The following is a 21,354-nucleotide window of genomic DNA, read 5'->3' as shown; positions in this document are numbered from 1 at the left end:
TGTTGTGAATTTACTGAAAGTAAGGATTGTCCACTATTTCTTGATATTGCAATGCGTGGCATAGAAATGATGGCGCCAGATGTCTGGCGTTTCGGGCCCGCTCGTCGACGTCGAGGTCCAGATGGGGCGGGCCTGACCCTGATTCCGTGACGAAAGGATGAACCCGTGAAGTCATACAAGACAGCGGCACATCTGTTCGGGGCACTGGGGTTGATCTTCCTGGCTGTCCCAGAGGAAGCAAGGGCTGGAGAGGAGCACGTTCTCCTGCTCATCGACCGCAGCGGCTCGATGCTCCAGATCCGTTCCGACGGCACGACTCGATATGCCGCCGCCATCGATCGCGCCTTGAAGGAAGTCCGGCTGCCCAGTCCAAACAATACAAGGCACTTCGCGGTCTGGTCGTTCGAGGGCTCGTCATACTTCGAGCATCAGCCCTTCACCCCCAATGCCGACACGGCGATCGCCGCGCTGAACAACCTGGCGGGGCCAGGAGGGGGAACGCCGCTGGCCTATGCCTCCTGCGCGGCGGTCGACAGACTCATGCTCTATCGCCCGCAGGTCTTCGCGCGGAAGAAGCTCCGCCTGAGCTCGGATGGGGAGGAGAACAGCTCGCCTTCCACGTCGGAGTGCGCCGGCAATCCGAGCGCGGGCGTCTATCCGAACCTGACGGCGCAGTCCTGGCAGTGGAAGGTCCTCAACAAGCTCCGGACGGGCAATCCCCAGAATCCCAACGACCCGGGCACCTTCGCCCTCATCGCCGACATCGACTACTTCACGACCCTTATCTCGCCGCTGAATGGTGTGGTGCCGGGGATCCCCGAGTACTCGGAGTCGGGCGAATGGCTGGCGCCGGCCTCGCCGGGCCCGACCGTCAGCGACCCCTTCAAGGAGTTCCTCAAGGGCATCGCGGCCGAGACCGGCGGGCGCTTCATCCAGGCGGCTGACAGCTCGCCGCCGCCTGTCTATGGCGACACCAACCAGAGCGGCTGTGTCGACAACGTCGACTACAATCTGGTGCTCGCGAACTTCGGCTTCTCGGTTCCTCCCGGCGACCCGGCCGCCGACGTGAACAGCGATGGCGTCGTCGACTACAACGACTACGCCGTGGTCATGAGCAACTGGGGCATGGGCGGCAGCTGCGCCGCGCCGTTGAACGGGCGCGAGTAGCGCCGTTCCCCCCGAGACACCCGGTCCGGCGCGAGCGTACCGCGCCGGGCCGCCGTCGCTTCCGTCACTCCTCGCGGACGCCTGGGCGGGGCTGAGCGGGTTGGGGATTCGGGGCGCAGCCTCGACCCAGGTTGCCCCGGACGGTGCTGAAGTCGGTGAAGTCCACCACCTTGTCGCCGTTGAAGTCGGCCTTCGGGTCCGCGGGCGGCACGCTCAGCCCGTAGTTGGCCAGCACGAAGTAGTAGTCCTTCGAGTCGATGCAGCCGTTGCCATCCGTGTCGCCGGGGATGGGCAGGGGCTTGCTGTCCTCGATGGGCGTGTATCGCCCGCCCGAGTCCTGAGACAGCCCCCGGAGCAGCGTGTGGAAGTCTGGCTCCGGAGCGTTCGCCGAGGGCGACAGGGTGAGGTGGTTGTAGAAGACGTCGGCGTCGAACACGAGCTGGAAGGGGTTGGGGCTGTCGCGCAGGGGGTCGCCGGTCTTGAGCATGTTGCGGACCTTCCACTGCCACGAGCCCTCCGCCAGCGTCGGGTAGCGCGTGGTGCTGGGAGGACCCCAGCACAGCGAGTCTTCGGGCGTGCTGTTCTCCTCTCCGTCGGAGATGAGGTGGACCACCTTGCGTGCGTCCACGCCGGGCTCGAACTGGAGCAGCTCGTCCGCGGCATCGCAGACGGTCACCGCCAGCGGCGTGGCCCCCAGGCCCGAGGTCAGGTTGTTCAGCGTCGTCACCGTCGACGCCCCGTCCATGAAGCCCTGCTCACGGCGGTAGGTGGCCCCCTCGAACGTCCACACGGCGAAGCGGCGCGGCAGGACATTGGGCGTCTGCACGAAGTCGCGTCCCCGCGTCACGGCCTCCACGAAGCGCGTCTGGCCCGAGGCGCGCGTCGTGAGCATGGAGCCGCTGCGGTCGATGAGGATGATGACGTGCTCCTCGGTGAAGGCCCGCGCGTCGGCGCCGCCCAGCAACACCAGGGCGAGTCCGCTGGCCGCGAGCGCTCCAGGCGCCCGCCCGTTCAGTCTTCGAGGCAACATGGGTGTCTCCTAGTCGGGTGCTGCGGAAGGGACCCAACGGCCGTCCCGTGAAGCGTGGCGCCTCAGAACATCTCCACCTGCGTGGGAATGAGGCGGTCATCCCGCGTGCCGTCCCCCAACTGGCCCTCGCCGTTGTATCCCCACGCCCACGCCGTCCCGTCCGAGCGCAGCGCCATCGAATGGTGGTCCCCCGCGATGATGGCCACCGCGTTGCTCATCCCCGCCACCATCACCGGCACGTGGCGGTTCTCCAGCAGCCCATCTCCCAGCTGGCCGTCGAAGTTGAACCCCCACGCGCGCACCGTGCCGTCCGAGCGCAGCGCCAGCGAGTGGAAGTTCCCCGCCGCGATGGAGACGACGCCCGTCAGGTTCGACACCGGCCCGGGCGCGTTGAGGTTCAGGGTCGAGCCATTCCCCAGCTGCCCCGAGCCGTTGTAGCCCCAGGACCACACCGTGCCGTCCGAGCGCAGCGCCAGCGAGTGGTAGCCCCCCGCGATGATGCTCGTCACTCCGGTGAGCCCCACCACCTGCACCGGGACGATGTGCCAAGCGTTCGTCCCGCTGCCAATCTGTCCGTCGAAGTTGTAGCCCCACGCCCACACGGTGCCGTCCGAGCGCAGCGCCATGGAGTGGCTGTGGCCCGCGGCGATGGCCGTCACGCCCGTCAGCCCCGTCACCCGTACGGGCACGTTTCGGTCCGCCGTGGAGCCATCCCCCAGCTGTCCGTAGCGGTTGAAGCCCCACGCCCACACCGTGCCGTCGTTGCGCAGCGCCAGCGAGTGCAGGGCCCCGGAGGAGACGGCGGAGATGCCCGTGAGGTTGGAGACCCGCACGGGCTGCGAGCGGTCCACGTTGCTGCCGTCGCCCACCTCGCCCCGGCTGTTGACTCCCCAGGCCCACACGGTGGTGTCTGCCTTGAGCACCACGGTGTGCTTGTCGCCCGCGGCCACGGACACCGCGCCTGACAGCCCCATGAGGGCGGGCGTCAGCCGGTCCGCGCCCGTGCCGTTGCCCAGCTGGCCGCTCTCGTTGTCGCCCCAGCTCCAGACATTCCCGGACGCGTCCAGGTAGACGGAGTGCAGCTGGCCCGACGTGACACCCGGGTTGCCCAGCGTCTGCGTCGTCCCCACGCGCACCGGCGACATGCGCGGCTGGAAGGTGCTGTCACCCAGCTGGCCGAACGCGTTGTCGCCCCAGGCCCACACGGTGCCGTCCGCGCGCAGCGTCAGCGAGTGCTTGAAGCCCGCCACCAGCGTGACGCCGCCCGTGAGCCCCGCGAGGATGGGCACCCGGCTGCTCGTCAGCGTCCCGTTGCCGAGCTGCCGGTAGCGGTTGTCGCCCCAGGCCCACACCGCGCCGTCCGAGCGCACCGCCAGCGAGTGGTAGTTGCCGGCCACCACCGCCATCACCTCCGTCAGCGGCACCTGGACGGGCGCGGTGCGGTTGCTCACCGTGCCGTCTCCCAGCTGCCCGGTGGCGTTGAGTCCCCAGGCCCACGCCGTGCCGTCCGAGCGCAAGGCCACGCAGTGTGACGCGCCCGCGGACACCGTCGCCACGCCCGTCAGGCCGAGCACCTGGGCGGGTTGGCCGCGCGTCGTCACCGTGCCGTCGCCGAGCTGACCGCTGCGGTTGTCGCCCCAGGCCCACACGGTGCCGTCCGCGCGCAGCGCCAGCGAAGTGTTGCCACCGGCCGCTACCGCGATGACCTCGCGCAGGCCGGGGACCTGGATGGGCAGCGAGTTGCTCGTCGCCGAGTGGGGACCGACCTGCTTGTAGCGGTTGTCACCCCAGGCCCAGACGGTGCCGTCCGAGCGCAGCGCCACGGAGTGCGAGAAGCCCGAGCCCACCGAGAGCACACCCGTCAGGGACTGGACCCGCACCGGCTGCACGCTCGCGCTGGTCGTCCCCGTGCCGAGCTGTCCGGAGTAGTTGTCGCCCCAGCCCCAGACGGTGCCGTCCGAGCGCAGCGCCAGCGAGTGGTAGTCCCCCGAGGCCACCGCCACCGCGTCCGTGAGCTGGCTCACCTGCACCGGCGTCGGGCTGTCGGTGAGCTGGCCGTTGCCCAGCTGTCCCTGGCGGTTGTAGCCCCAGGCCCACACGGTGCCGTCCGAGTGCACGCCCACCGAGTGGTATTGGCCCAGCGACAGGCGCGACGCGGAGCTCCGGCCGGCGAGCGGCACGCGCACCTGGCTCAGCGCGGGGGCCGGCGCCATCGCCCACTCGCCGCAGCCCGCGAGGAGCCACAGCGCCAGGACGGCGCACCACCGGACGGAACTGCTCCACGTCGCGTTGCGGAACATGCGCGAACCTCCCCGACAAAGGCCGTCAGCGACGGCACCAGGACCTGCTTGCGGAAACTCCTTCAACCCTCCACCCCCCCACCGAGCGACGAGCGCCCGCAGCTCCGAGGGGCGCGCCATGCGGTGTCGCGGAACCTGCGCGAACGTCCCCCACAAAGGCCGTCAGCGACGGCACCAGGACCTGCCTTCGGTGTCCTTGCAGCCGTCCACCACCCACCGAGCGACGAGCGCCCGCAGCTCTGGCGGCAGCTCCACGCCCGCCATGGGCATGCCGGGCGAGGCGGCCACCAGGCCGTGCTCGGCCTCCAGCGCGCGCGTCTCCAGCCGCCGCCAGAACTCCTCGCCGGACTTCTTCTTCAGATAGGTCTTCAGCCCCTGTGCATCCGCCGTGAAGGCACTGGCGGCGCGAGGGCTCGTCGCGTGGCAGTGCACGCATGTGGCGTCCCGGAAGAACGGGCCCCAGAGGTACGCGAGCATCGTCGGAGGCACCGGGCCCGGCGCGGCGGCCTGCTTCACCGCGAGGCCCGTGACGCGTGCATCCAGCTCGCGCTCCTTCTCGCGCCGCTGCTCGTCGAACAGGCGATGCAGCAGCTTCGCCTCGTCGAGCGTGAGCGGCACCTCCGGCATCTGCCGCCCCTGGCGAGCGTGGGGCGAGGGCTCGCGGCAGTACTCGTACGTCCACTCGGGCGTGTAGAGCCCCAGCGACACGCCGTCGCGTCCGGAGAGCGGACGGGGGCCGGTGTGGCACGCGGCGCAGCGCGCCTTCCACAGCGCGTCGGCGGCGGGGCGCTCGTGCGGCGTCAACCTGGCCAGCGGCGCCTCCTTCGCCGGCAGGCGCACGGCCAGCAGCGCGGCGATGTCCTGGACGTCGCCCGGGCGGAGCGCGGGGTAGGCCATCATCCGGGGGGCGCGGCTGCCCTCCTTCTGCGAGAGCGTGCTCGGCCGCCTGAGGAACGCCGCGAGGCCCCGCGCGGAGATGCGCGGCACCGCGTGTCCGGGCTCCTCGAGCAGCTCCGGCGCGTTCATGTACGACAGCGGCGTGGTGGCCAGGTGGGCGAGCTTCTCCTCGCGCACCGGCACCGCGAAGTAGCGCGGGTCCGGCTCTCGCTTCTGGCGCTTGCGGGCCACGTCGTTGATCTCCGCGTGGCAGCCGTAGCACTGGCTGTCGGTCCACCGGCCCAGGCCGTTGGCGAAGCGCGTCTGGGGCTCGGTGCGCTGGGACGTGTGGCACCCGGTGCACTCCTGGGCCACCCCGCCTCGCGCGGACGCGGACGCCATCCCCGCGAGCAGCACCAGCGCGAGCACGGCCAGCCGCCTCACGGCGCCAGCTCCGCCGGCTGCGTGAGCCTCACGCGCGAGACGTCCTCGGACTCCCATCGCGCGATGTCCTCCACCACCTGGCCGAAGTCCGAGGCCGTGGCGCGCTCCGCGTCCGGCTCACAGGCCCGGTAGGCGCCCACCAAGGCGAAGCCGGACACGGACCACGTGGGCTCCACGGAGCCCGTGGGCCGGGGCAGCCGGGTGACGATGCAGCGCTGGAGCTTCGCGCGGCGTTGCCCCGGCGTCTCGCCCTCGTCGGGGTCGTCCTTGCCCGAGCACGCCATGCCGCCCACGAGTCCCATCAGGACCCAGACCCATCGTGTCTTCATGAAAAGCTCCCGAGCCGGGAGCGTCATGGCAAACGCCATGTCCGCCCCCGGCTGCCGATGTGAGGGTTCGAATGTCCGGGCGCGGCGTCTCAGCCGTGCTCGAGCGCCAGCGGCGCGGGCGTGCAGATGGCCGAGGAGCTCCCGGCCACCGCGGGTGTCATCGTCGCCGTCTGGGCGGCGAGGTCCAGCGTGAAGGCCTTCACATACGTCTCCCAGCCCACCTGCGGGTCCGCGGTGACGAAGAGCGAGGGATTGGTCTGCGCGAGCTTCGCGGACTCGAAGAGCACGTCCCAGCTGTTGCCCGTCACGCCCCCGGTGGGCTGCGACTGGAGCGCGCCGTTGGTCACCAGCACCTGGTTGATGCCCGGCACGTTGAGCAGCGGGCTGGAGGGCGCGCACAGCGGCACGTTGACGCGCAGGGTGATGACGGGGTTGGCGGCGATGTGGGCGCGCACCATGGCCTCGTCCGCCGGCAGGAAGTGGACGCTGATGCCACACACGAGCGGGTAGTTGCCGCCCACGGCCTTCGGCTTGTAGCTGGCGGGGATGCCGGGGAGCAGGTCGATGATGGCCTGCGTCGGCTGGCAACCGGTGGCGGGGAAGGTGGGCAGCAGGCGCGCGTCGGTGATGCCGTGACGGCTGATGAAGCCGTTGTACAGGTTGAGCGTATGGGCGGTGGGGTGCAGGTTCACGAACAGCCGCCGCATGCCGCCCACCGTGGCCACGGAGTCCGTCGCGACCTGGGCGTACTGCGTATAGAAGATGGGACCGCGGTTCATGCCCATGTACGGGATGAACACCATCTCCGACTCGCGAAGGGTGCGCGCGTAGTCGAGCGGGGGCGTGTCCGTCTGGGCCTGGGCGGGGGCTGCCGCCAGACACAGGGCGAGCGTGAGACAGAGCGAGAGCAATCGCATGGGTGCAGGGCCTGGGGTGAGGATGGAAAGGGGGGGCGGAAGCCGCCAGGAAGGTGGCCTCCGCCCCGGAGTCGAATCAGCGCCAGCGACGGATTACGGCTGGCCCAGCAGCGCGCGGCAGCCCGCGTCGTTCATGTTCCAGTTCACGCGGCCCATCTCGAAGCCATCCATGAGGCAGGTGACGTTGAGGTTGGTCTTGACGGTGAAGTCCGTGGGACCCGGGTTGTACTGGATGTAGACGACCTCGTTGCGCTCCAGGATGAGCTTCTCGTAGTTGGCGCGCATGGTGAAGATGGAGTTGGTCTGGTTGGAGACCTGGCCGTTGACCGGCGTGGTGTAGCGGCGCACCTCGTTGAACAGCTCGTCCTGGAGGCGGGCCTGGACGGCGTTCACGACGTTGATGAAGTTGGCGTCATTGGGCGCGGTGGGGCCCCACTGGCCGTTGCTGCCGAGGTACTCGATGCGGATGCCGCAGGCGTTCTCCGCGGAACACGTCACCAGGCGCTCGAAGAAGGCGCGAACCTCGATGTCCACGCAGGAGCTCAGGTGGAAGGCCGCGAACGCGCTGGCCTGCTCGAACAGCGAGCGCCAGTTCACCGTGAAGCGCGCCTGACGGGTGAGGTTGTGCGTCTTGATGTCCCAGTCGATCTGCGCCGTCATGATGTTGTCCCACTGGGCGCCGGTGGCCATCAGCGCGCGCAGCTGCGGCGTCCAGCCGGGCAGGGTGGTCGCCTGGAAGGCGATGTCCTGCGCCACGACGCTGCCGCTGACGGCGGGCAGCGTGTTGAACTTGTACATCACGTTGGTGTTGATGTCGTACGGCTGGGACGGGTCCAGGTGCGTGAAGCACACGGGGACGCGCACCTCACGGCCGTTGACGACGAGGATCTCGAAGTCGCAGTCGACCTCCACGCGACCGTTGACGGGCGCGTAGCCGGACAGCACGAACTGCGTGGTGGAGCGGTTGGCCGGGGCCGGGGCGATCTGGAAGCCCAGCGCGGCGGCCTCCGTGGACAGCCGGTTCAGCGCGCCCAGGTCACTGGTGGTGGAGAACGAGCCACCCAGGTTCGCCAGCTCCAGGCCCGCGAAGTAGCCGAAGATGGGGATGAAGGAGGTGATCTGGAAGCGGGGGATGGGGTTGGTCGTCTGGGGCGACTGCACGGCCACGCCGCCGCGGCGCGGGACGTAGTAGACGAGGTTGTTGTTGTCCGTGTCACCCAGCAGGGTGAACGCGTCCTGGACCGTGGGGGAGAAGTACTGCGCCATGGGCTTGGCGGACGGGGACATGGGCGCCGCGAGCGCCTGCGTCGCGGTGAGCGAGAGCGCCGCGGCCGCGGTGGTAGCGAGAAGCTTCTTCATGGATTGCATTCCTTTTGCGTGGCGTGAGGAATAGAGGGCGCACCCGTCCCGTGCCTGCGTGCCATGGGCGCGCAAGCCGCGTGCTGGCGTCGCGGTCACCCGCCCGTCACCGAGCAGGCACCGAAGCCGGGCCAGGTGCTGTGTGGCTGGATTCCCCCCTCTGTCCAGACGGGGTGCTTCTTCCTGGACAAACCCATCCTACCGATTGCGGGTGTGACTGCCAGTGCGGGTTGGGTTAAAGCGACTTTGTCGTTCAATGTTGTTTTGTCAGTGAAATCTAGTTTGATTTTGTTTGGGTTTCCCGAGGGGTCGGCGCGAGCCTCGGGGGCGACACGTCACACGCGCGTGAAGCCTGTCGTTCTGATGCAAGTGCTTGGATGGGATGTCTGCGTGGAAACCGCACGTCGGTGTGCGTCGTGCACTGGCGCGGCGGGTGACACACCCGTGCGCGGCGCGAAAGACGGACCCGGAGCCTTCCTGGCAGGGACGTGGGAGGGCGTCCGGGTGGACGGTCCACGCGGGCCGCTGGGAGCGGAAGTGTCCCGTCCCGCTGCGCCCGGCTGGAGACCTTGGGGGCGGCCCGCGCTGTGCGTGTGGCGGGCTGGGACTCGGTGAGGTGCTGGTCGCGGTTCCCTGCCGGCGATGAAACGGGGATGAGGGCGTGAGTCCTTCACCACCCGTATGAATGCGGGGTGTGTCTCGACATGAGGACGTGCGACAGAATCCCGTTGGCGGGAAGTGTCCGGTACACTCCACGGCCAATGCAGTGGGTCACCTCGCCGGTGCGCTTGCGCGGGACACGTGCCATGGACGGCTCTGGTTCCTTTCCTTCGTTCGCTGTTCACCGTGCCGGGGACACCCGCTCACGCGTGCGGGAGTCGATGGCGCACAAGTTCCCGCACTTCGTGCCGGTGGCGCGTCAGGCGCTGTCGGTGCTGGTGGGGGCGTGCGACGGCTGGCAGCGGACCTTCCCGGCGAGCCAGGTGTCGGACGTGGTGCCGGAGCTGACGTCGTGGGAGCGCTTCCTGTCCACCGAGCCGCGCTCGCGCCGCGTCATGATGACGGTGCAGCCGCTGGGCATCGACACCCGGGGGGGAGGGTGGGTGTCCGCGCTGCTCGCGCAGGTGGCCCGCTGGCACGTGGGCACGCGGGGACGCCGGCACAACCAGCCCACGGATGTCTGGCTGGCGGGGCTGGGGCGCATGGGCCTGGATGCCCGTCAGCGCGTCGCGGATGACGGGGTGCTCACCGTGGCCGTCACCGTGCCCGGAGGCGGCTTCCGGGTGGCCCGGCTCCCCTTGGTGGGCGCGTCGCTCACCTCCGAGGCGGTGGCGGCGCTCCTCGAGTCCCGCGCCCCCTGCTCGCTCTCCGAGGCGCGCCGCGACGGGCTGCATCCCCAGGTGGTGGTGGACGCCGCGGGCCACGGCGACAGCGCCTGGACGTCCCATCTGCTGACGTCGAGCGCCTGGCTGGGGGCGCGGGTGGAGCGGACCACGGGCTCGCTGGAGCTGGCGTTCGACCACCTGGTGATGGACGGCACGGCGATGATGGAGGTGTCGCGGGCGATTGCCGCGGAGCTGCCTCGCGGGCCCCGGGGCGCCGACGGCGGGGAGTGGTTGACGGGGCCTTCGGACCCTTCTCCGTTGCTGCGCGTGGCGCTGCCCGAGCAGCTCGACTTCCGCAACCTGGCGTGCGCGGTGCTGGGGGCGCTGGGGCGCTCCCACGGGGGGCTGTTGCGCACGGACAACCCGACGATGCTGGTGCCGGTGTTGCCGGACGCGCCCACGTCGGTGCCAAGGCCCTGGCGGCGCATCCGCATCGCGGTGATTCCCTCCCTCACCCGAGACGGCCCGGTGACGCCCGCGCGGGTCTCCCACCTGCTCGAGCACACCCGGACGGAGGGCGGCGTGCTGGAGGACATCTTCTCCACCCTGTACTCGCCGTCGCTGCCCTGGTGGATGCCGTCGCTCACCACGCACGGCTTCGCCTACACGCCGGGGCTGCGGCAGGTGGCCTCCGCGCTGTGCGGCAACGCGCTCCTGTCGAAGATCACCCTGGAGGTGGAGGACGAGGCCGCGCTGGAGCGGCACGCGCCCATCCACTTCAACACCATGCGGCCGCTGCCCGCCGTGGGCGGCGGGGTGGCACTGTGCGTCACGGAGGTGCTCTGCGTGACGCGTAAAGGCGTGCGCAAGCGCTTCTTCGGCGCTATCGCTGGCAGCGGTCCCTTCACCGCCCGGGAGCGGCTCATCGCCTTCCGAACCGAGCTCGAGCGCGAATTCCCCCGAAGGGTGCGTTCCGTCACGCCCCCTTCCTTCTGACCCGCCGTCCCCCTCCGGCGCACGAGAATCCCCCCACTCATGGTCAATCCCCCCGACCCCGGCCGCATCGTCCCCAGACCGCACCTGAAGTTCCACTTCGATGCCACCTTCCCCCGGGTCTGGCACCACAACGGCCTGGGCTCGACGCACCTGTGGAACGGACTCAACCTGCTCTTCCCCCAGGGCGAGCGCTTCTTCGTGCGCAGCGTCAACCACTACCTCCCCGCGCTGGCCGATGTCCCGGAGCTGCGCGCGCAGGTGAAGGCGTTCTTCGCCCAGGAGGGGCAGCACGCTCGCGAGCACCAGGACTACATCGAGCTGCTGGAGTCACAGGGCTACGTCATCACCGGCTTCATGAGGGCGTACCAGCGCATCGTCTGGGGCTTCATCGACAAGTACTTCCCGGCCTCCCTGCGGCTCTCCATCACCGCCGCGCTGGAGCACTACACGGCCATCATGGGGGAGAACACGCTGACGCTCGGCGTGTTCAAGGACGGCCACCCCGCGATGCGCCAGCTCATCGAGTGGCACGCCGCGGAGGAGATTGAGCACAAGGCCGTGGCCTTCGACGTGCTGCGCAAGGTGGCGCCGGGCTACGGCCTGCGCGTGACGGGGATGTTCGCGGGCATCATCGCCCTGTACGGCCTGTGGTTCGCGGCCACCGTCACGCTGCTGAAGCAGGAGCCGGGGCTGGGGTGGGGTGGCATCTGGCGGGAGCTGCGGCGCGCGCACCAGAAGGACCCGGTGCTGGTGCGGGTGCTCTGGCGTGGGCTCAAGGAGTACCTGCGGCCGTCGTTCCACCCGCTGGACAACGACAACCTGCACATCGCGCGCGCCCACCTGGACTCGCTCGACGTGCCCCGGGCGGAGGCCGCCTGAGCGGACGGGTCGTGGCGCCGCGGCTCGCCGTCCTCGCGGCCTTGTTGGCGCCGATGGGGGCGGGGGCCTTCTGGGTGAAGGACCACGAGGCCCTGACGCGGGTCGCCCTCGAGCGGGCGACCCAGGCGTCGCCGGGCCTGGAGAAGCACCGTGACGCGGTCCTGCACGGTGCGACGGCGGAGGACTTGAACCTCCACGTGAAGTGGACCGGGTGGCACCACTACTTCCGGCCGGAGGGGAGGGTGGACTCGGGGCCGCGCGAGGGTTCGGCGGCGCGGGTGCTCAAGTTGTGGGAGGAGGCGCTGGACGCGGCGCGTGGAGGAGACCTGGCGCGCGCGTGGGACAGGGCCGGACACCTGGCGCACCACATCCAGGACGTGGCCTCGCCGCCGCACGTGGTGCCGGTGAGCCATGGCTTCTCGGACGGGTTCGAGGGCTGGGGCCTGCGCGGTGTGCTGGAACAGCTCCCCACGCGCGAGGTGGCGCCGATGTCCGGGCCCGACGCGCAGCTGGCGCTGGCGCGGGAGACCCTGGAGGTGGTGCGCACGCAATCACTGCGCGCCGAGGATGGGACGCTGATGGCCTGGCGTGCGTTCTGGGTGGAGCCGGACGCTGCGCTGCCGGGGGCGTTCGGTGTGTATGGCGCGTCTGGGAAGGTCTTTGGACAGACGGAGGGTGTCTCGCCGGAGGCCTTTGATGTGTTCATGGCGGACCGTGCCGCCGCGGCGATTGCCTATACCCAGTCATTCCTCACCTGGGCGGCTCAGCGCTTCCAGGAGGTCGCCGAGCCCGGCGCCGTCTGGGTTTCGACCGGCGACTACAGCCCCGCGCCGGAGCTGTCCTTCCAGTTGCTGGGCGGCATGACACGCGACACGCGAGGCGGCGCCCCCGTCGCCGGGCTTCGCGCGGGGCTGCCACTTCCGTACGCGTCGCGGTTGTCCTTCGAGTGGATGCGCGGCGTAGGGCTGGGACGTCGTCCCCTGGCGACGGGAGGCTTCAGTCTGTCGTTGTCGTCGCCACCCTTGTGGGCGTGGCGGCCGACGTACGCGGTGGGCGTGGACGTGCGGGCCTCGCTGGGGGCGGGCGTGTTCTCAGGGGAGGGAGGCTCGCGCTTCGGGGTGCCCGTGGGCCTGCGGGCGCAGGCGGCGCTGGGGGCGTTGTTCATCGCGAGCGCGGAGGCGCGCTACCAGGGCCTGCGCCCGCTCACCGACGACTGGACCCATGGGTTCGTGTGGACGCTGGGATGGGGCGTGGCGCTGGGAGACCGCTGACCCGACGCTTGCCCGGGAATGAAACAGGCGGGCTCGCGTTGTCCGGCGCGTCCCCCCGAGCACACCACGGCCCCTGGAGCCGTCGTCATGAAGACCTCGCGTAGGAAGTTCCTGGTGTATTCCGCCACGGGTGCGTCGTTGCTCGCGCTCGGGCCCGAGTCATTGGCCGCGCCGAAGAAGGTGGCGAAGAAGCGCATCCTCATCCTGGGAGGCACGGGCTTCCTCGGGCCCGCCGTGGTGGAGGCCGCGCGGGCGCGAGGCCACTCGCTGACACTCTTCAACCGCGGCAGGACACGCCCGGAGCTCTTCCCCGACGTGGAGAAGCTGCGCGGCGATAGAGACCCCGACAAGGACGAGGGCCTGAAGGCGCTGAAGGGCCGCAAGTGGGACGCGGTGGTGGACACGTCCGGGTACTACCCGCGCATGGTCCGCGCGTCGGCGGCGCTGCTGGCGCCGAACGTGAAACAGTATGTCTTCATCTCCAGCGTCTCCGCGTACGCCAGCGACAAGACGCCGGGCGAGGACGAGCGCGGCCCCACCGCGACGCTCGCGGACCCCAACGTGGAGACGATGGGCAAGGACTACGAGTTCTACGGCGGGCTCAAGCGCGCGTGCGAGGAGGCCGCCGAGGCGGCGCTGCCGGGGCGCGTGGCCAACATCCGCCCGGGCTACATCGTCGGACCGGATGACCGCTCGGACCGCTTCACGTACTGGCCCGTGCGCTTCGACCAGGGCGGGGAGATGCTGGCGCCCGGCTCGCCGAAGGACCCGCTGCAGATCATCGACGTGCGCGACCTGGCCGAGTGGCTGGTGCTGCTCATCGAGGGCCAGGTGAACGGCGTGTTCAACGCCGTGGGGCCCGCGGAGGCGTGGTCGATGGGCGCCATGCTCGACACCTGTCGGAAGGTGACGGGCAAGGACACGAAGGTGACGTGGGTGCCCGCGGAGTTCCTGGAGAAGCAGGGCGAGACGGGCGACGTGAGGCTGCCCATCTACATGCCGCCCACCGGCACCAGCGCGGGCACGCACCTGCGCTCCAACGCGAAGGCGGTGAAGGCCGGGCTCACGTTCCGTCCCGTGGACGTCACCGTCCGCGACACGCTGGCGTACTTCAAGGGCCTGCCACAGGAGCGGCGCGACAAGCCGCGCGCGGGCCTGCCACGGGAGCGTGAAGCGGAGCTGCTCGCGCTGTGGCGCAATGCCCAGGAGGCGCCGAAGCCCGTGCCCGCAGCTTCCGGCAAGGGCGGGTAATTCCGGCTCTCCTACGTGCCGCGCCAGCGCTGACGTGTGAGGGGCACCCACCGTGCCCCCTGTCCGTCCGGGCAGCGAGCGGGCTGGCACGAAGTCTGTGCTCGCCCTCGCGACACACGGTGATAAGGACGCCCCGGCTGTTACCCAGGGCCTACCCTTTCCCATGTCCAGCATGCACTTCCTGCGCGGCGCTCCCGTCCTCTCCGAATTCCGGCTCGCCAAGCTGCTCGCGCAGTGCCGCGAGCAGGTGCCCTCCGTGTCGTCCGTCTACGCGGAGCACGTGCACTTCCTCGACGCCCCGGAGCCCCTGTCCGGTGACGAGCAGGCGATGCTCGGCCAGCTCCTCGAGTATGGCCCCAGGGTCCCCTCGGGCGAGCGCGCGGGCAGCCTGCTGCTCGTCGTGCCGCGTCCTGGCACCATCTCTCCCTGGTCCTCGAAGGCGACGGACATCGTCCACAACTGCGGCCTGGGCGCGAAGGTGCGCCGGCTGGAGCGCGGCCTCGCGTACTTCGTGGCGGGTCCCCAGGGACGTCCGCTGGAGCGCGAGCAGGTGGAGGCGCTCGCGCCGGTGCTGCACGACCGGATGACGCAGGCGGTGCTCACGCGGATGGAGGACGCGGCCGTGCTGTTCTCCACGCACGAGCCCCGGCCGCTCACCACGGTGGACATCCTGGGCGGCGGCAAGGGCGCGTTGGACCGGGCCAACCGCGAGCTGGGGCTGGCGCTCGCGGACGATGAAATCGACTACCTGGTGGCGCGCTTCACGGAGCTCTCGCGCAACCCCACGGACGTCGAGCTGATGATGTTCGCGCAGGCCAACAGCGAGCACTGCCGGCACAAGATCTTCAACGCCAGCTGGACGCTGGACGGCAAGCCGCAGGAGCGCTCGCTCTTCCAGGCCATCAAGAACACCTACGCCCAGCACCAGGAAGGCGTGCTGTCCGCCTACAAGGACAACGCGGCCGTCATCGAGGGCTTCACGGTGGACCGCTTCTTCCCGGACGCGGACACGGGCGAGTGGGGCACGGTGCGCGAGCCGTCCCACATCATGGTGAAGGTGGAGACGCACAATCACCCGACGGCGATTTCGCCGTACCCAGGCGCGGCGACCGGCGCGGGCGGAGAGATTCGCGACGAGGGCGCCACCGGTCGCGGCGCGAAGCCGAAGGCGGGCCTGACGGGCTTCACCGTCAGCCACCTGCGCATCCCCGGCCACGAGCGGCCGTGGGAGCAGCCCTACGGCAAGCCGGACCGCATCGTCTCCGCGCTGGACATCATGATGGATGGCCCCCTGGGCGGGGCCGCGTTCAACAACGAGTTCGGCCGGCCCAACCTCGCGGGCTACTTCCGCAGCTTCGAGGCGCAGGTGTCCACGCCCGAGGGCGTGGAGGTGCGCGGCTACCACAAGCCCATCATGATCGCCGGCGGCCTGGGCAACATCCGCGCCGAGCACGTGAAGAAGGGCCAGCTGCAGCCCGGTGACAAGCTCATCGTGCTGGGCGGCCCGGCGATGCTCATCGGCCTGGGCGGCGGCGCGGCGTCCTCCATGGCGCAGGGCGCGAGCGCGGCGGACCTCGACTTCGCCTCCGTGCAGCGGGACAACGCGGAGATGGAGCGGCGGTGTCAGCAGGTCATCGACCAGTGCTGCGCGCTGGGCGAGAAGAACCCCATCCGCTCCATCCACGACGTGGGCGCGGGCGGCCTGTCCAACGCGCTGCCGGAGCTGGCGCACGACAACGCGCTGGGCGGGAGGCTGGAGCTGCGCGCGGTGCCCAACGCGGAGCCGGGCATGTCGCCGCTCGAAATCTGGTGCAACGAGGCCCAGGAGCGCTACGTGCTGGGCGTGGCGCCGGAGGACCTGGCGCGCTTCACCGCGTTCTGCGAGCGCGAGCGCGCGCCCTTCTCGGTGCTGGGCGAGGCGACCGAGTCCCAGGTGCTGAAGCTGTCCGACGAGCGGCTGGGCACGCCGCCCATCGACCTGCCGATGGACGTGTTGTTCGGCAAGGCGCCGCGCATGCATCGCGACGCGACCACGCGCGCGCTGGAGCACGCCCCGCTGTCGCTGCCCTCGGACTTGAAGTCCATGGCCGAGCGCGTGCTGAGCCACCCGACGGTGGCGGACAAGTCGTTCCTCATCACCATCGGCGACCGCTCGGTGTCGGGGCAGGTGGCCCGGGACCAGATGGTCGGCCCGTGGCAGGTGCCGGTGGCCGACTGCGCGGTGACGCTGTCCACGGTGACGAGCACCACGGGCGAGGCGATGTCCATGGGCGAGCGCACGCCGCTGGCCGTGGTGGACGCGGCGGCCTCCGCGCGCATGGCGGTGGGCGAGGCGCTCACCAACATCGCCGCGGCGCGCATCGGCAAGCTGTCCGACGTGAAGCTGTCCGCCAACTGGATGGCGGCGGCGGGCAGCCCGGGTGAGGACGCGCAGCTCTACGCCGCGGTGAACGCGGTGGGCATGGAGCTGTGTCCGGCGCTGGGGCTCACCATCCCCGTGGGCAAGGACTCGATGTCCATGCGCACCGTGTGGCAGGACGGCGGCGAGAAGAAGACCGTGACGTCCCCGGTGTCGCTCATCATCTCCGCCTTCGCGCCGGTGCTGGACGTGCGCAAGTCGCTCACGCCGCAGCTGGTGGACGTGGAGCTGGACACGCGGCTGGTCTTCGTGGACCTGGCGCGCGGGCAGCAGCGGCTGGGCGGCTCCATCCTCGCGCAGACGCACGCGCAGGTGGGCCCCAAGGTCCCCGACGTGGAGGACCCCGCGCTGCTCGCGGGCTTCTTCTCGGCGGTGCAGGCGCTGAGCTCCGAGGGGCGGCTGCTCGCCTATCACGACCGCTCCGACGGTGGCTTGTGGGCCACGCTGTGCGAGATGGCCTTCGCGGGCCGCTGCGGCGTGGACGTGGACCTCTCGAAGCTGGGGCCCGACGCGGTGGCGGCGCTCTTCAACGAGGAGCTGGGCGCGGTGGTCCAGGTGCGCGCGGGCGACGTGGCGCGCGTGTGCGAGGTGCTGGAGCAGCACGGGCTGGGGGTGCACTGCCACGAGCTGGGGCGGCCCACGCCGAAGCTGGAGGTCCGTGTCCGGCACGGTGAGCGGGTGCTCCTGTCCGAGGGCACCATGGACCTGCGCCGCGTCTGGTCGCGCGTCAGCTACGAGCTGCAGAAGCTGCGCGACAACCCGCTGTGCGCGGAGCAGGAGTACGCGGCCAAGTGCGACGCGTCCAACCCGGGCCTGTCGCCGCTGTTGACGTTCGACGTGTCCAAGGACGTGGCCGCGCCCTTCGTGGGCAAGGGCGCGCGTCCCCGCGTGGCGGTGCTGCGCGAGCAGGGCGTCAACAGCCAGCAGGAGATGGCGGCGGCGTTCACCCGCGCGGGCTTCCTCGCGGTGGACGTGCACATGAGCGACATCCTCGCGGGCCGGGTGTCGCTGAAGGACTTCCACGGCGTGCTGGCGTGCGGCGGCTTCTCCTACGGAGACGTGCTGGGCGCGGGTGGCGGCTGGGCCAAGTCCATCCTGTTCAACCCGCGCGCCCGCGACGAGTTCGCCGGCTTCTTCGCGCGCTCGGACAGCTTCGGGCTGGGCATCTGCAACGGCTGCCAGATGATGTCCGGGCTCAAGGACATCATCCCCGGCGCGGAGCACTTCCCGCGCTTCGTGCGCAACGCCTCGGAGCAGTACGAGGCGCGGCTGGGGCTGGTGGAGATTGCCCGCACGCCGTCGCTCTTCTACCAGGGCATGGAGGGCAGCCGGATGCTCATCGCCGTGGCGCACGGCGAGGGGCGCGCGGAGTTCTCCGACGACGCGGAGGCCTCGCGCGTCAACGGCTCGGGCTTCATCACCACGCGCTGGGTGGACAACCACGGCCAGGTGGCGTCGACGTACCCGGCCAACCCGAACGGCTCGCCGCACGGAATCGCGGGCGTCACCACGAAGGACGGCCGCTTCACCGTGACGATGCCGCACCCCGAGCGCGTCCACCGGCTGGTGCAGCACTCGTGGCGGCCCCGCGAGTGGACGGGCGATGACGGCCCGTGGATGCGCATGTTCCGCAACGCCCGCGCCTGGCTGGGCTGAGGCGCTGTCAGAAGGTCCCGGCTCGATGTCGCGAGCCAGGGCCGAGGTTTCGGCAGGTGTCAGGTCGTCCCCGCTCCTGCTCCGCGCTCGCGACGAACACCCGGCCCGGGCTCGATGAACCGAGCGGGGCCGGGGGGCGGCGCTTACGCCCGGACCAGCTCCAGCGGCTGGCCCTCGGGCACGTGCTTCATCGCCACCGAGTTCATGCAGTAGCGCAGGCCGGTGGGCGGGGGGCCGTCGGGGAAGACGTGCCCCAGGTGGCCGTCGCAGCGGGCACAGCGCACCTCGGTGCGGACCATTCCGTACGAGCGGTCATCGATCTGCGTCACCGCGTCCGGTCCCACCGCCTGGGTGAAGGACGGCCAGCCGGTGCCGGACTCGAACTTGGTGCCCGACTTGAACAGCGGATTGCCACAGCCGGCGCACACATAGGTGCCCGGCGTCTTCGTGCCCAGGAAGCACCCCGAGCCCGGACGCTCCGTGCCGTGCCTGCGCAGGACGTCGTACTCCTCGGGCGTCAGGCGCTCGCGCCACTGCGCATCGCTGAGGGTGAGCTTGTCGACCATGCCGTCACGCTCCTTTGCCCGGGTCCACGCCCGGGAGCTTCAGTCAGATGCGCATCCTGCCCAATCGTCGCGCTCGCTGGCCAACCTGGAATGACGGCGGCCGTGTGCCCGCCCGCTGCTCCGCCGAGCCCGGGTGCCTTCCTGCCGGAGGGCCGCGCCGACCTCATGGTTAAGGACGCAGTCCTACCCTCAACCCGTCAGCGGAGGCGCCATGCGGATTTTCGAACTGATGACGCGGAACGTGGAGACCATCGAGGCGGACGAGCCGCTGCGGGTCGCCGCCCTGCGGATGCGCGAATGCAACATCGGCGCGCTCCCCGTCACCGAGGGCGGACAACTGGTGGGCATGCTGACGGACCGCGACATCACCGTGCGCTCCACCGCCCTGGGCCAGGACCCCAACACCACGCGCGTGCGTGAGGTGATGACGACAGCCCTCATCACCTGCGAGCCGGACGCGGGGCTCGATGTGGCCGAGCAGATGATGGAGGACAAGATGGTGCGCCGGCTCGTCGTGGTGGACGAGGCCCGTCGCCCGCTGGGCATCCTGAGCCTGGATGACCTGGCCACCGTGCCCGCGGAGGTGCTGCGCGCCGGCGTGGTGCTGGAGCACCTGCAACACGCGTAGCCGTCCTCCAGGAACCGAGGGGCGCGAGGAGCAGACCGCCCTCGCGCCCCTCGGGGCTTCATCACGCCGGGACTCCGGGGACACACGCGGACACCAGCTCCGCCAGGCCCGCGTCCCACGACACGTCCCGCTGGGCGCCATCCCGCTGTCGCAGGCGCAGGCCCTTCGCCTGCACCTCGCGCGCGCCCACCACCACGAGCCAGGGGACACCTCCCTGGTGCGAGTCCAGCACCTTGCGCGACAGCGACTCCTGTCGCGCGTCCACGCGGACGCGGCAGCCCGCCCGTCGCAGGCTGAAGGCGACGTCGCGCGCGTACTCCTGCGCGGCGTCACCCACGGGCGCCACCACCACCTGCTCGGGCGCGAGCCACGCGGGCAGGGCGCCCTGGTGGTGCTCGAGCAGCACGCCGATGAACCGCTCCAGGCTGCCCAGGAGCGCGCGGTGAAGCATCACCGGACGGACCCGCAGGCCCTGGGAGTCCTGGTAGCGCAGGTCGAAGCGCTCGGGCAGCACGAGGTCGAGCTGAATCGTCCCGCACTGCCACTCGCGCCCCAGCCTGTCTTTCAAGACGAACTCCAGCTTGGGGCCGTAGAAGGCCCCCTGACCCGGTTGGTACTTGCACTCCAACCCCGCCTGTCTCGCCGCGTCCGAGAGCCAGGCCTCGGCCTGGTCCCAGACGGCGTCGCTCCCCGCGCGGGAGGCGGGACGCCCGGAGAAGGCCACCTGGACGTCGTGGAAGCCCAGGCCCGCGTAGAACTCGCGCAGCGAGCGCGCGAAGTTCACGACCTCTTCCACCACTTGCTCGGGGGCACAGAAGATGTGCCCGTCGTCCTGCGTGAACTGACGCAGCCGGAACAGGCCATGCAACGCGCCGCCCGGCTCGCTGCGGTGGACCAGTCCGAACTCACTCATGCGCAGGGGCAGGTCGCGGTAGCTCAGGGACATGCGCCGCACCAGCTCGATGTGGCCCGGGCAGCTCACCGGCTTGAGCGCGAGCGGCCGCCCGCCGTCCTCCACGAGGTACATGTTCTCGCGGAAGTTCTCCCAGTGGCCGCTGCGCTCCCACAGGGGCTGCGCGTAGAGCTGCGGCGTACGGACCTCGAGGTAGCCCTCGCGCTGCATGCGCTGGCGGATGTGCTCCTCCAGCAGGCGGAACAACAAGAGCCCTCGGGGGTGCCAGAAGACCATTCCCGCTGCCTCCTCCTGCAGGTGGAAGAGGTCCAGGCGTTGGCCGAGGGCTCGGTGGTCGTTTTCGTCGAGCATTGCTTCGTCTCCGTTACGGAAGGTTGGAATTGCCTTGCCGGACGGAGCGCTGAGCGAACACACGGTTGCCCCGGCCGGTGAAGGCGGGGCGAGAAGCCGTGCGGTCGTCAGCTCACTTCACGACGCGCACCGCTCCACACCTCGCCGTAGCGAGTCGTGGTGCGGGTGGTCGTGGTGACGTTGACGATGCTCACGCGGAACAAGATGCAAGCGGGTCTGGAAATTGTCAACCAGACCCGCGGGCAACCCCTCACGGGTCAGGGGACTCAGCAGTCGTAGCGGCCGGCGATGCAGTAACAATAGCCCTCGACATCGCCACGGCAGCACGGCTGCGTGCCGCTCCGGCAGCTCTGTCCATCCATCGCCGAGCACGAGCGATAGTCGCCCGGACACACCGCCGGCGGGCAGTCCTTCCTGACCCCGTCACACGTCACGCTCCTTCCTTCGAAGGTGCTGCAGGTGCTTCCCGTGCAGGAGATGAACGTCCCGTTCGCGCAGGCCGTCGTACAGGTGACGAGCTCCTGGCTGGTTTGCGCCAGCTCGACGTCCGCCGGGCCTTCATCGACTTGCACCTCGAGCGCCTCGCCACCACAGGCCAGCAACGAGACACCAAGAATCGCCACCAGCATCACGAATGCGCGCTTCATGAGAACTCCCGCGGAAGAACGACGTGGAAC

The 21,354-nt window shown here is 70.3% G+C and carries 16 protein-coding genes; 7 read left to right on the top strand and 9 right to left on the bottom strand.

All coding sequences use genetic code 11. The features are described 5' to 3' along the window. Positions 1-165: 165 nt before the first annotated feature. Positions 166-1,167, top strand: a complete 1,002-nt coding sequence (locus K8625_RS15890) for a dockerin type I domain-containing protein (RefSeq protein ID WP_223746488.1) — start codon at positions 166-168, stop codon at positions 1,165-1,167. Between the two features lie 64 nt (positions 1,168-1,231). Here the strand turns inward: K8625_RS15890 and K8625_RS15885 are convergent, their stop codons facing one another. From K8625_RS15885 to K8625_RS15860, 6 genes are all read right to left on the bottom strand, one after another. Continuing rightward, a complete protein-coding gene (locus K8625_RS15885) occupies positions 1,232-2,197 on the bottom strand; it encodes a VWA domain-containing protein (RefSeq protein ID WP_223746489.1) in 966 nt (321 codons plus the stop codon). Positions 2,198-2,259: 62 nt separating this feature from the next. Next, on the bottom strand, positions 2,260-4,497 hold the full coding sequence (locus K8625_RS15880; protein WP_223746490.1) for an RCC1 repeat-containing protein: 2,238 nt from the start codon (positions 4,495-4,497) through the stop codon (positions 2,260-2,262). Positions 4,498-4,659: 162 nt separating this feature from the next. After that, entirely contained in the window at positions 4,660-5,817 is a 1,158-nt protein-coding gene (locus tag K8625_RS15875; protein WP_223746491.1) for a hypothetical protein, read from the bottom strand. Continuing rightward, positions 5,814-6,146, bottom strand: a complete 333-nt coding sequence (locus K8625_RS15870) for a hypothetical protein (RefSeq protein WP_223783161.1) — start codon at positions 6,144-6,146, stop codon at positions 5,814-5,816. Before K8625_RS15870 ends, K8625_RS15875 begins: the two co-directional genes overlap by 4 nt. A gap of 89 nt (positions 6,147-6,235) precedes the next feature. Beyond that, positions 6,236-7,063, bottom strand: a complete 828-nt coding sequence (locus K8625_RS15865) for a hypothetical protein (RefSeq protein WP_141332116.1) — start codon at positions 7,061-7,063, stop codon at positions 6,236-6,238. 93 nt (positions 7,064-7,156) lie between these two features. Continuing rightward, entirely contained in the window at positions 7,157-8,422 is a 1,266-nt protein-coding gene (locus K8625_RS15860) for a hypothetical protein (protein ID WP_141332117.1), read from the bottom strand. An 881-nt stretch (positions 8,423-9,303) separates the two neighbouring features. On the opposite strand from K8625_RS15860, the gene K8625_RS15855 reads away from it, so the two are divergent. The 5 genes from K8625_RS15855 to purL all read left to right on the top strand — a co-directional run bounded on the left by K8625_RS15855 (position 9,304) and on the right by purL (position 18,219). Then, positions 9,304-10,743 carry a hypothetical protein gene (locus K8625_RS15855; RefSeq protein ID WP_223783160.1) on the top strand — a complete coding sequence of 480 codons (1,440 nt, stop codon included), beginning with the start codon at positions 9,304-9,306 and terminating at the stop codon, positions 10,741-10,743. 39 nt (positions 10,744-10,782) lie between these two features. Continuing rightward, positions 10,783-11,622 (top strand): metal-dependent hydrolase, encoded by an 840-nt coding sequence (locus tag K8625_RS15850; RefSeq protein ID WP_141327062.1) that lies wholly within the window; start codon positions 10,783-10,785, stop codon positions 11,620-11,622. Between the two features lie 11 nt (positions 11,623-11,633). After that, positions 11,634-12,893, top strand: coding sequence for a hypothetical protein (locus tag K8625_RS15845; protein WP_223746495.1), 1,260 nt, complete (start codon positions 11,634-11,636; stop codon positions 12,891-12,893). A gap of 87 nt (positions 12,894-12,980) precedes the next feature. After that, the gene (locus tag K8625_RS15840) at positions 12,981-14,144 is read left to right on the top strand and encodes an NAD-dependent epimerase/dehydratase family protein (protein ID WP_223746496.1); all 1,164 of its coding nucleotides are present in this window, start codon (positions 12,981-12,983) and stop codon (positions 14,142-14,144) included. Between the two features lie 163 nt (positions 14,145-14,307). After that, a complete protein-coding gene (gene purL / locus K8625_RS15835; protein ID WP_223746497.1) occupies positions 14,308-18,219 on the top strand; it encodes a phosphoribosylformylglycinamidine synthase in 3,912 nt (1,303 codons plus the stop codon). Positions 18,220-18,362: 143 nt separating this feature from the next. Here purL and msrB read toward each other — a convergent pair whose 3' ends face one another. Continuing rightward, entirely contained in the window at positions 18,363-18,785 is a 423-nt protein-coding gene (msrB, locus tag K8625_RS15830; RefSeq protein ID WP_141327068.1) for a peptide-methionine (R)-S-oxide reductase MsrB, read from the bottom strand. 211 nt (positions 18,786-18,996) lie between these two features. On the opposite strand from msrB, the gene K8625_RS15825 reads away from it, so the two are divergent. After that, positions 18,997-19,413, top strand: a complete 417-nt coding sequence (locus K8625_RS15825; protein ID WP_223746498.1) for a CBS domain-containing protein — start codon at positions 18,997-18,999, stop codon at positions 19,411-19,413. 61 nt (positions 19,414-19,474) lie between these two features. Here the strand turns inward: K8625_RS15825 and thrS are convergent, their stop codons facing one another. Together thrS and K8625_RS15815 are read right to left on the bottom strand one after the other, a co-directional pair. Continuing rightward, complete coding sequence (thrS, locus tag K8625_RS15820; protein WP_370641916.1) at positions 19,475-20,707, bottom strand: threonine--tRNA ligase; 1,233 nt, start codon at positions 20,705-20,707, stop codon at positions 19,475-19,477. A gap of 236 nt (positions 20,708-20,943) precedes the next feature. Continuing rightward, positions 20,944-21,324 carry a hypothetical protein gene (locus tag K8625_RS15815; protein ID WP_223783158.1) on the bottom strand — a complete coding sequence of 127 codons (381 nt, stop codon included), beginning with the start codon at positions 21,322-21,324 and terminating at the stop codon, positions 20,944-20,946. Positions 21,325-21,354 lie beyond the last annotated feature (30 nt).

The organism is Myxococcus sp. AS-1-15 (assembly GCF_020037055.1).
GTDB classification, from domain to species: domain Bacteria; phylum Myxococcota; class Myxococcia; order Myxococcales; family Myxococcaceae; genus Myxococcus; species Myxococcus fulvus.
This window is presented reverse-complemented; position numbering and strand designations above follow the sequence as displayed.

Coding starts and splice junctions, on each gene's coding strand:
- K8625_RS15885 (WP_223746489.1), bottom strand. CDS start 2,197: ATGTTGCCTCGAAGACTGAACGGGCGGGCGCCTGGAGCGCTCGCGGCC.
- K8625_RS15880 (WP_223746490.1), bottom strand. CDS start 4,497: ATGTTCCGCAACGCGACGTGGAGCAGTTCCGTCCGGTGGTGCGCCGTC.
- K8625_RS15870 (WP_223783161.1), bottom strand. CDS start 6,146: ATGAAGACACGATGGGTCTGGGTCCTGATGGGACTCGTGGGCGGCATG.
- K8625_RS15865 (WP_141332116.1), bottom strand. CDS start 7,063: ATGCGATTGCTCTCGCTCTGTCTCACGCTCGCCCTGTGTCTGGCGGCA.
- K8625_RS15860 (WP_141332117.1), bottom strand. CDS start 8,422: ATGAAGAAGCTTCTCGCTACCACCGCGGCCGCGGCGCTCTCGCTCACC.
- K8625_RS15855 (WP_223783160.1), top strand. CDS start 9,304: ATGGCGCACAAGTTCCCGCACTTCGTGCCGGTGGCGCGTCAGGCGCTG.
- K8625_RS15850 (WP_141327062.1), top strand. CDS start 10,783: ATGGTCAATCCCCCCGACCCCGGCCGCATCGTCCCCAGACCGCACCTG.
- K8625_RS15840 (WP_223746496.1), top strand. CDS start 12,981: ATGAAGACCTCGCGTAGGAAGTTCCTGGTGTATTCCGCCACGGGTGCG.
- purL (WP_223746497.1), top strand. CDS start 14,308: ATGTCCAGCATGCACTTCCTGCGCGGCGCTCCCGTCCTCTCCGAATTC.
- msrB (WP_141327068.1), bottom strand. CDS start 18,785: ATGGTCGACAAGCTCACCCTCAGCGATGCGCAGTGGCGCGAGCGCCTG.
- K8625_RS15825 (WP_223746498.1), top strand. CDS start 18,997: ATGCGGATTTTCGAACTGATGACGCGGAACGTGGAGACCATCGAGGCG.
- K8625_RS15815 (WP_223783158.1), bottom strand. CDS start 21,324: ATGAAGCGCGCATTCGTGATGCTGGTGGCGATTCTTGGTGTCTCGTTG.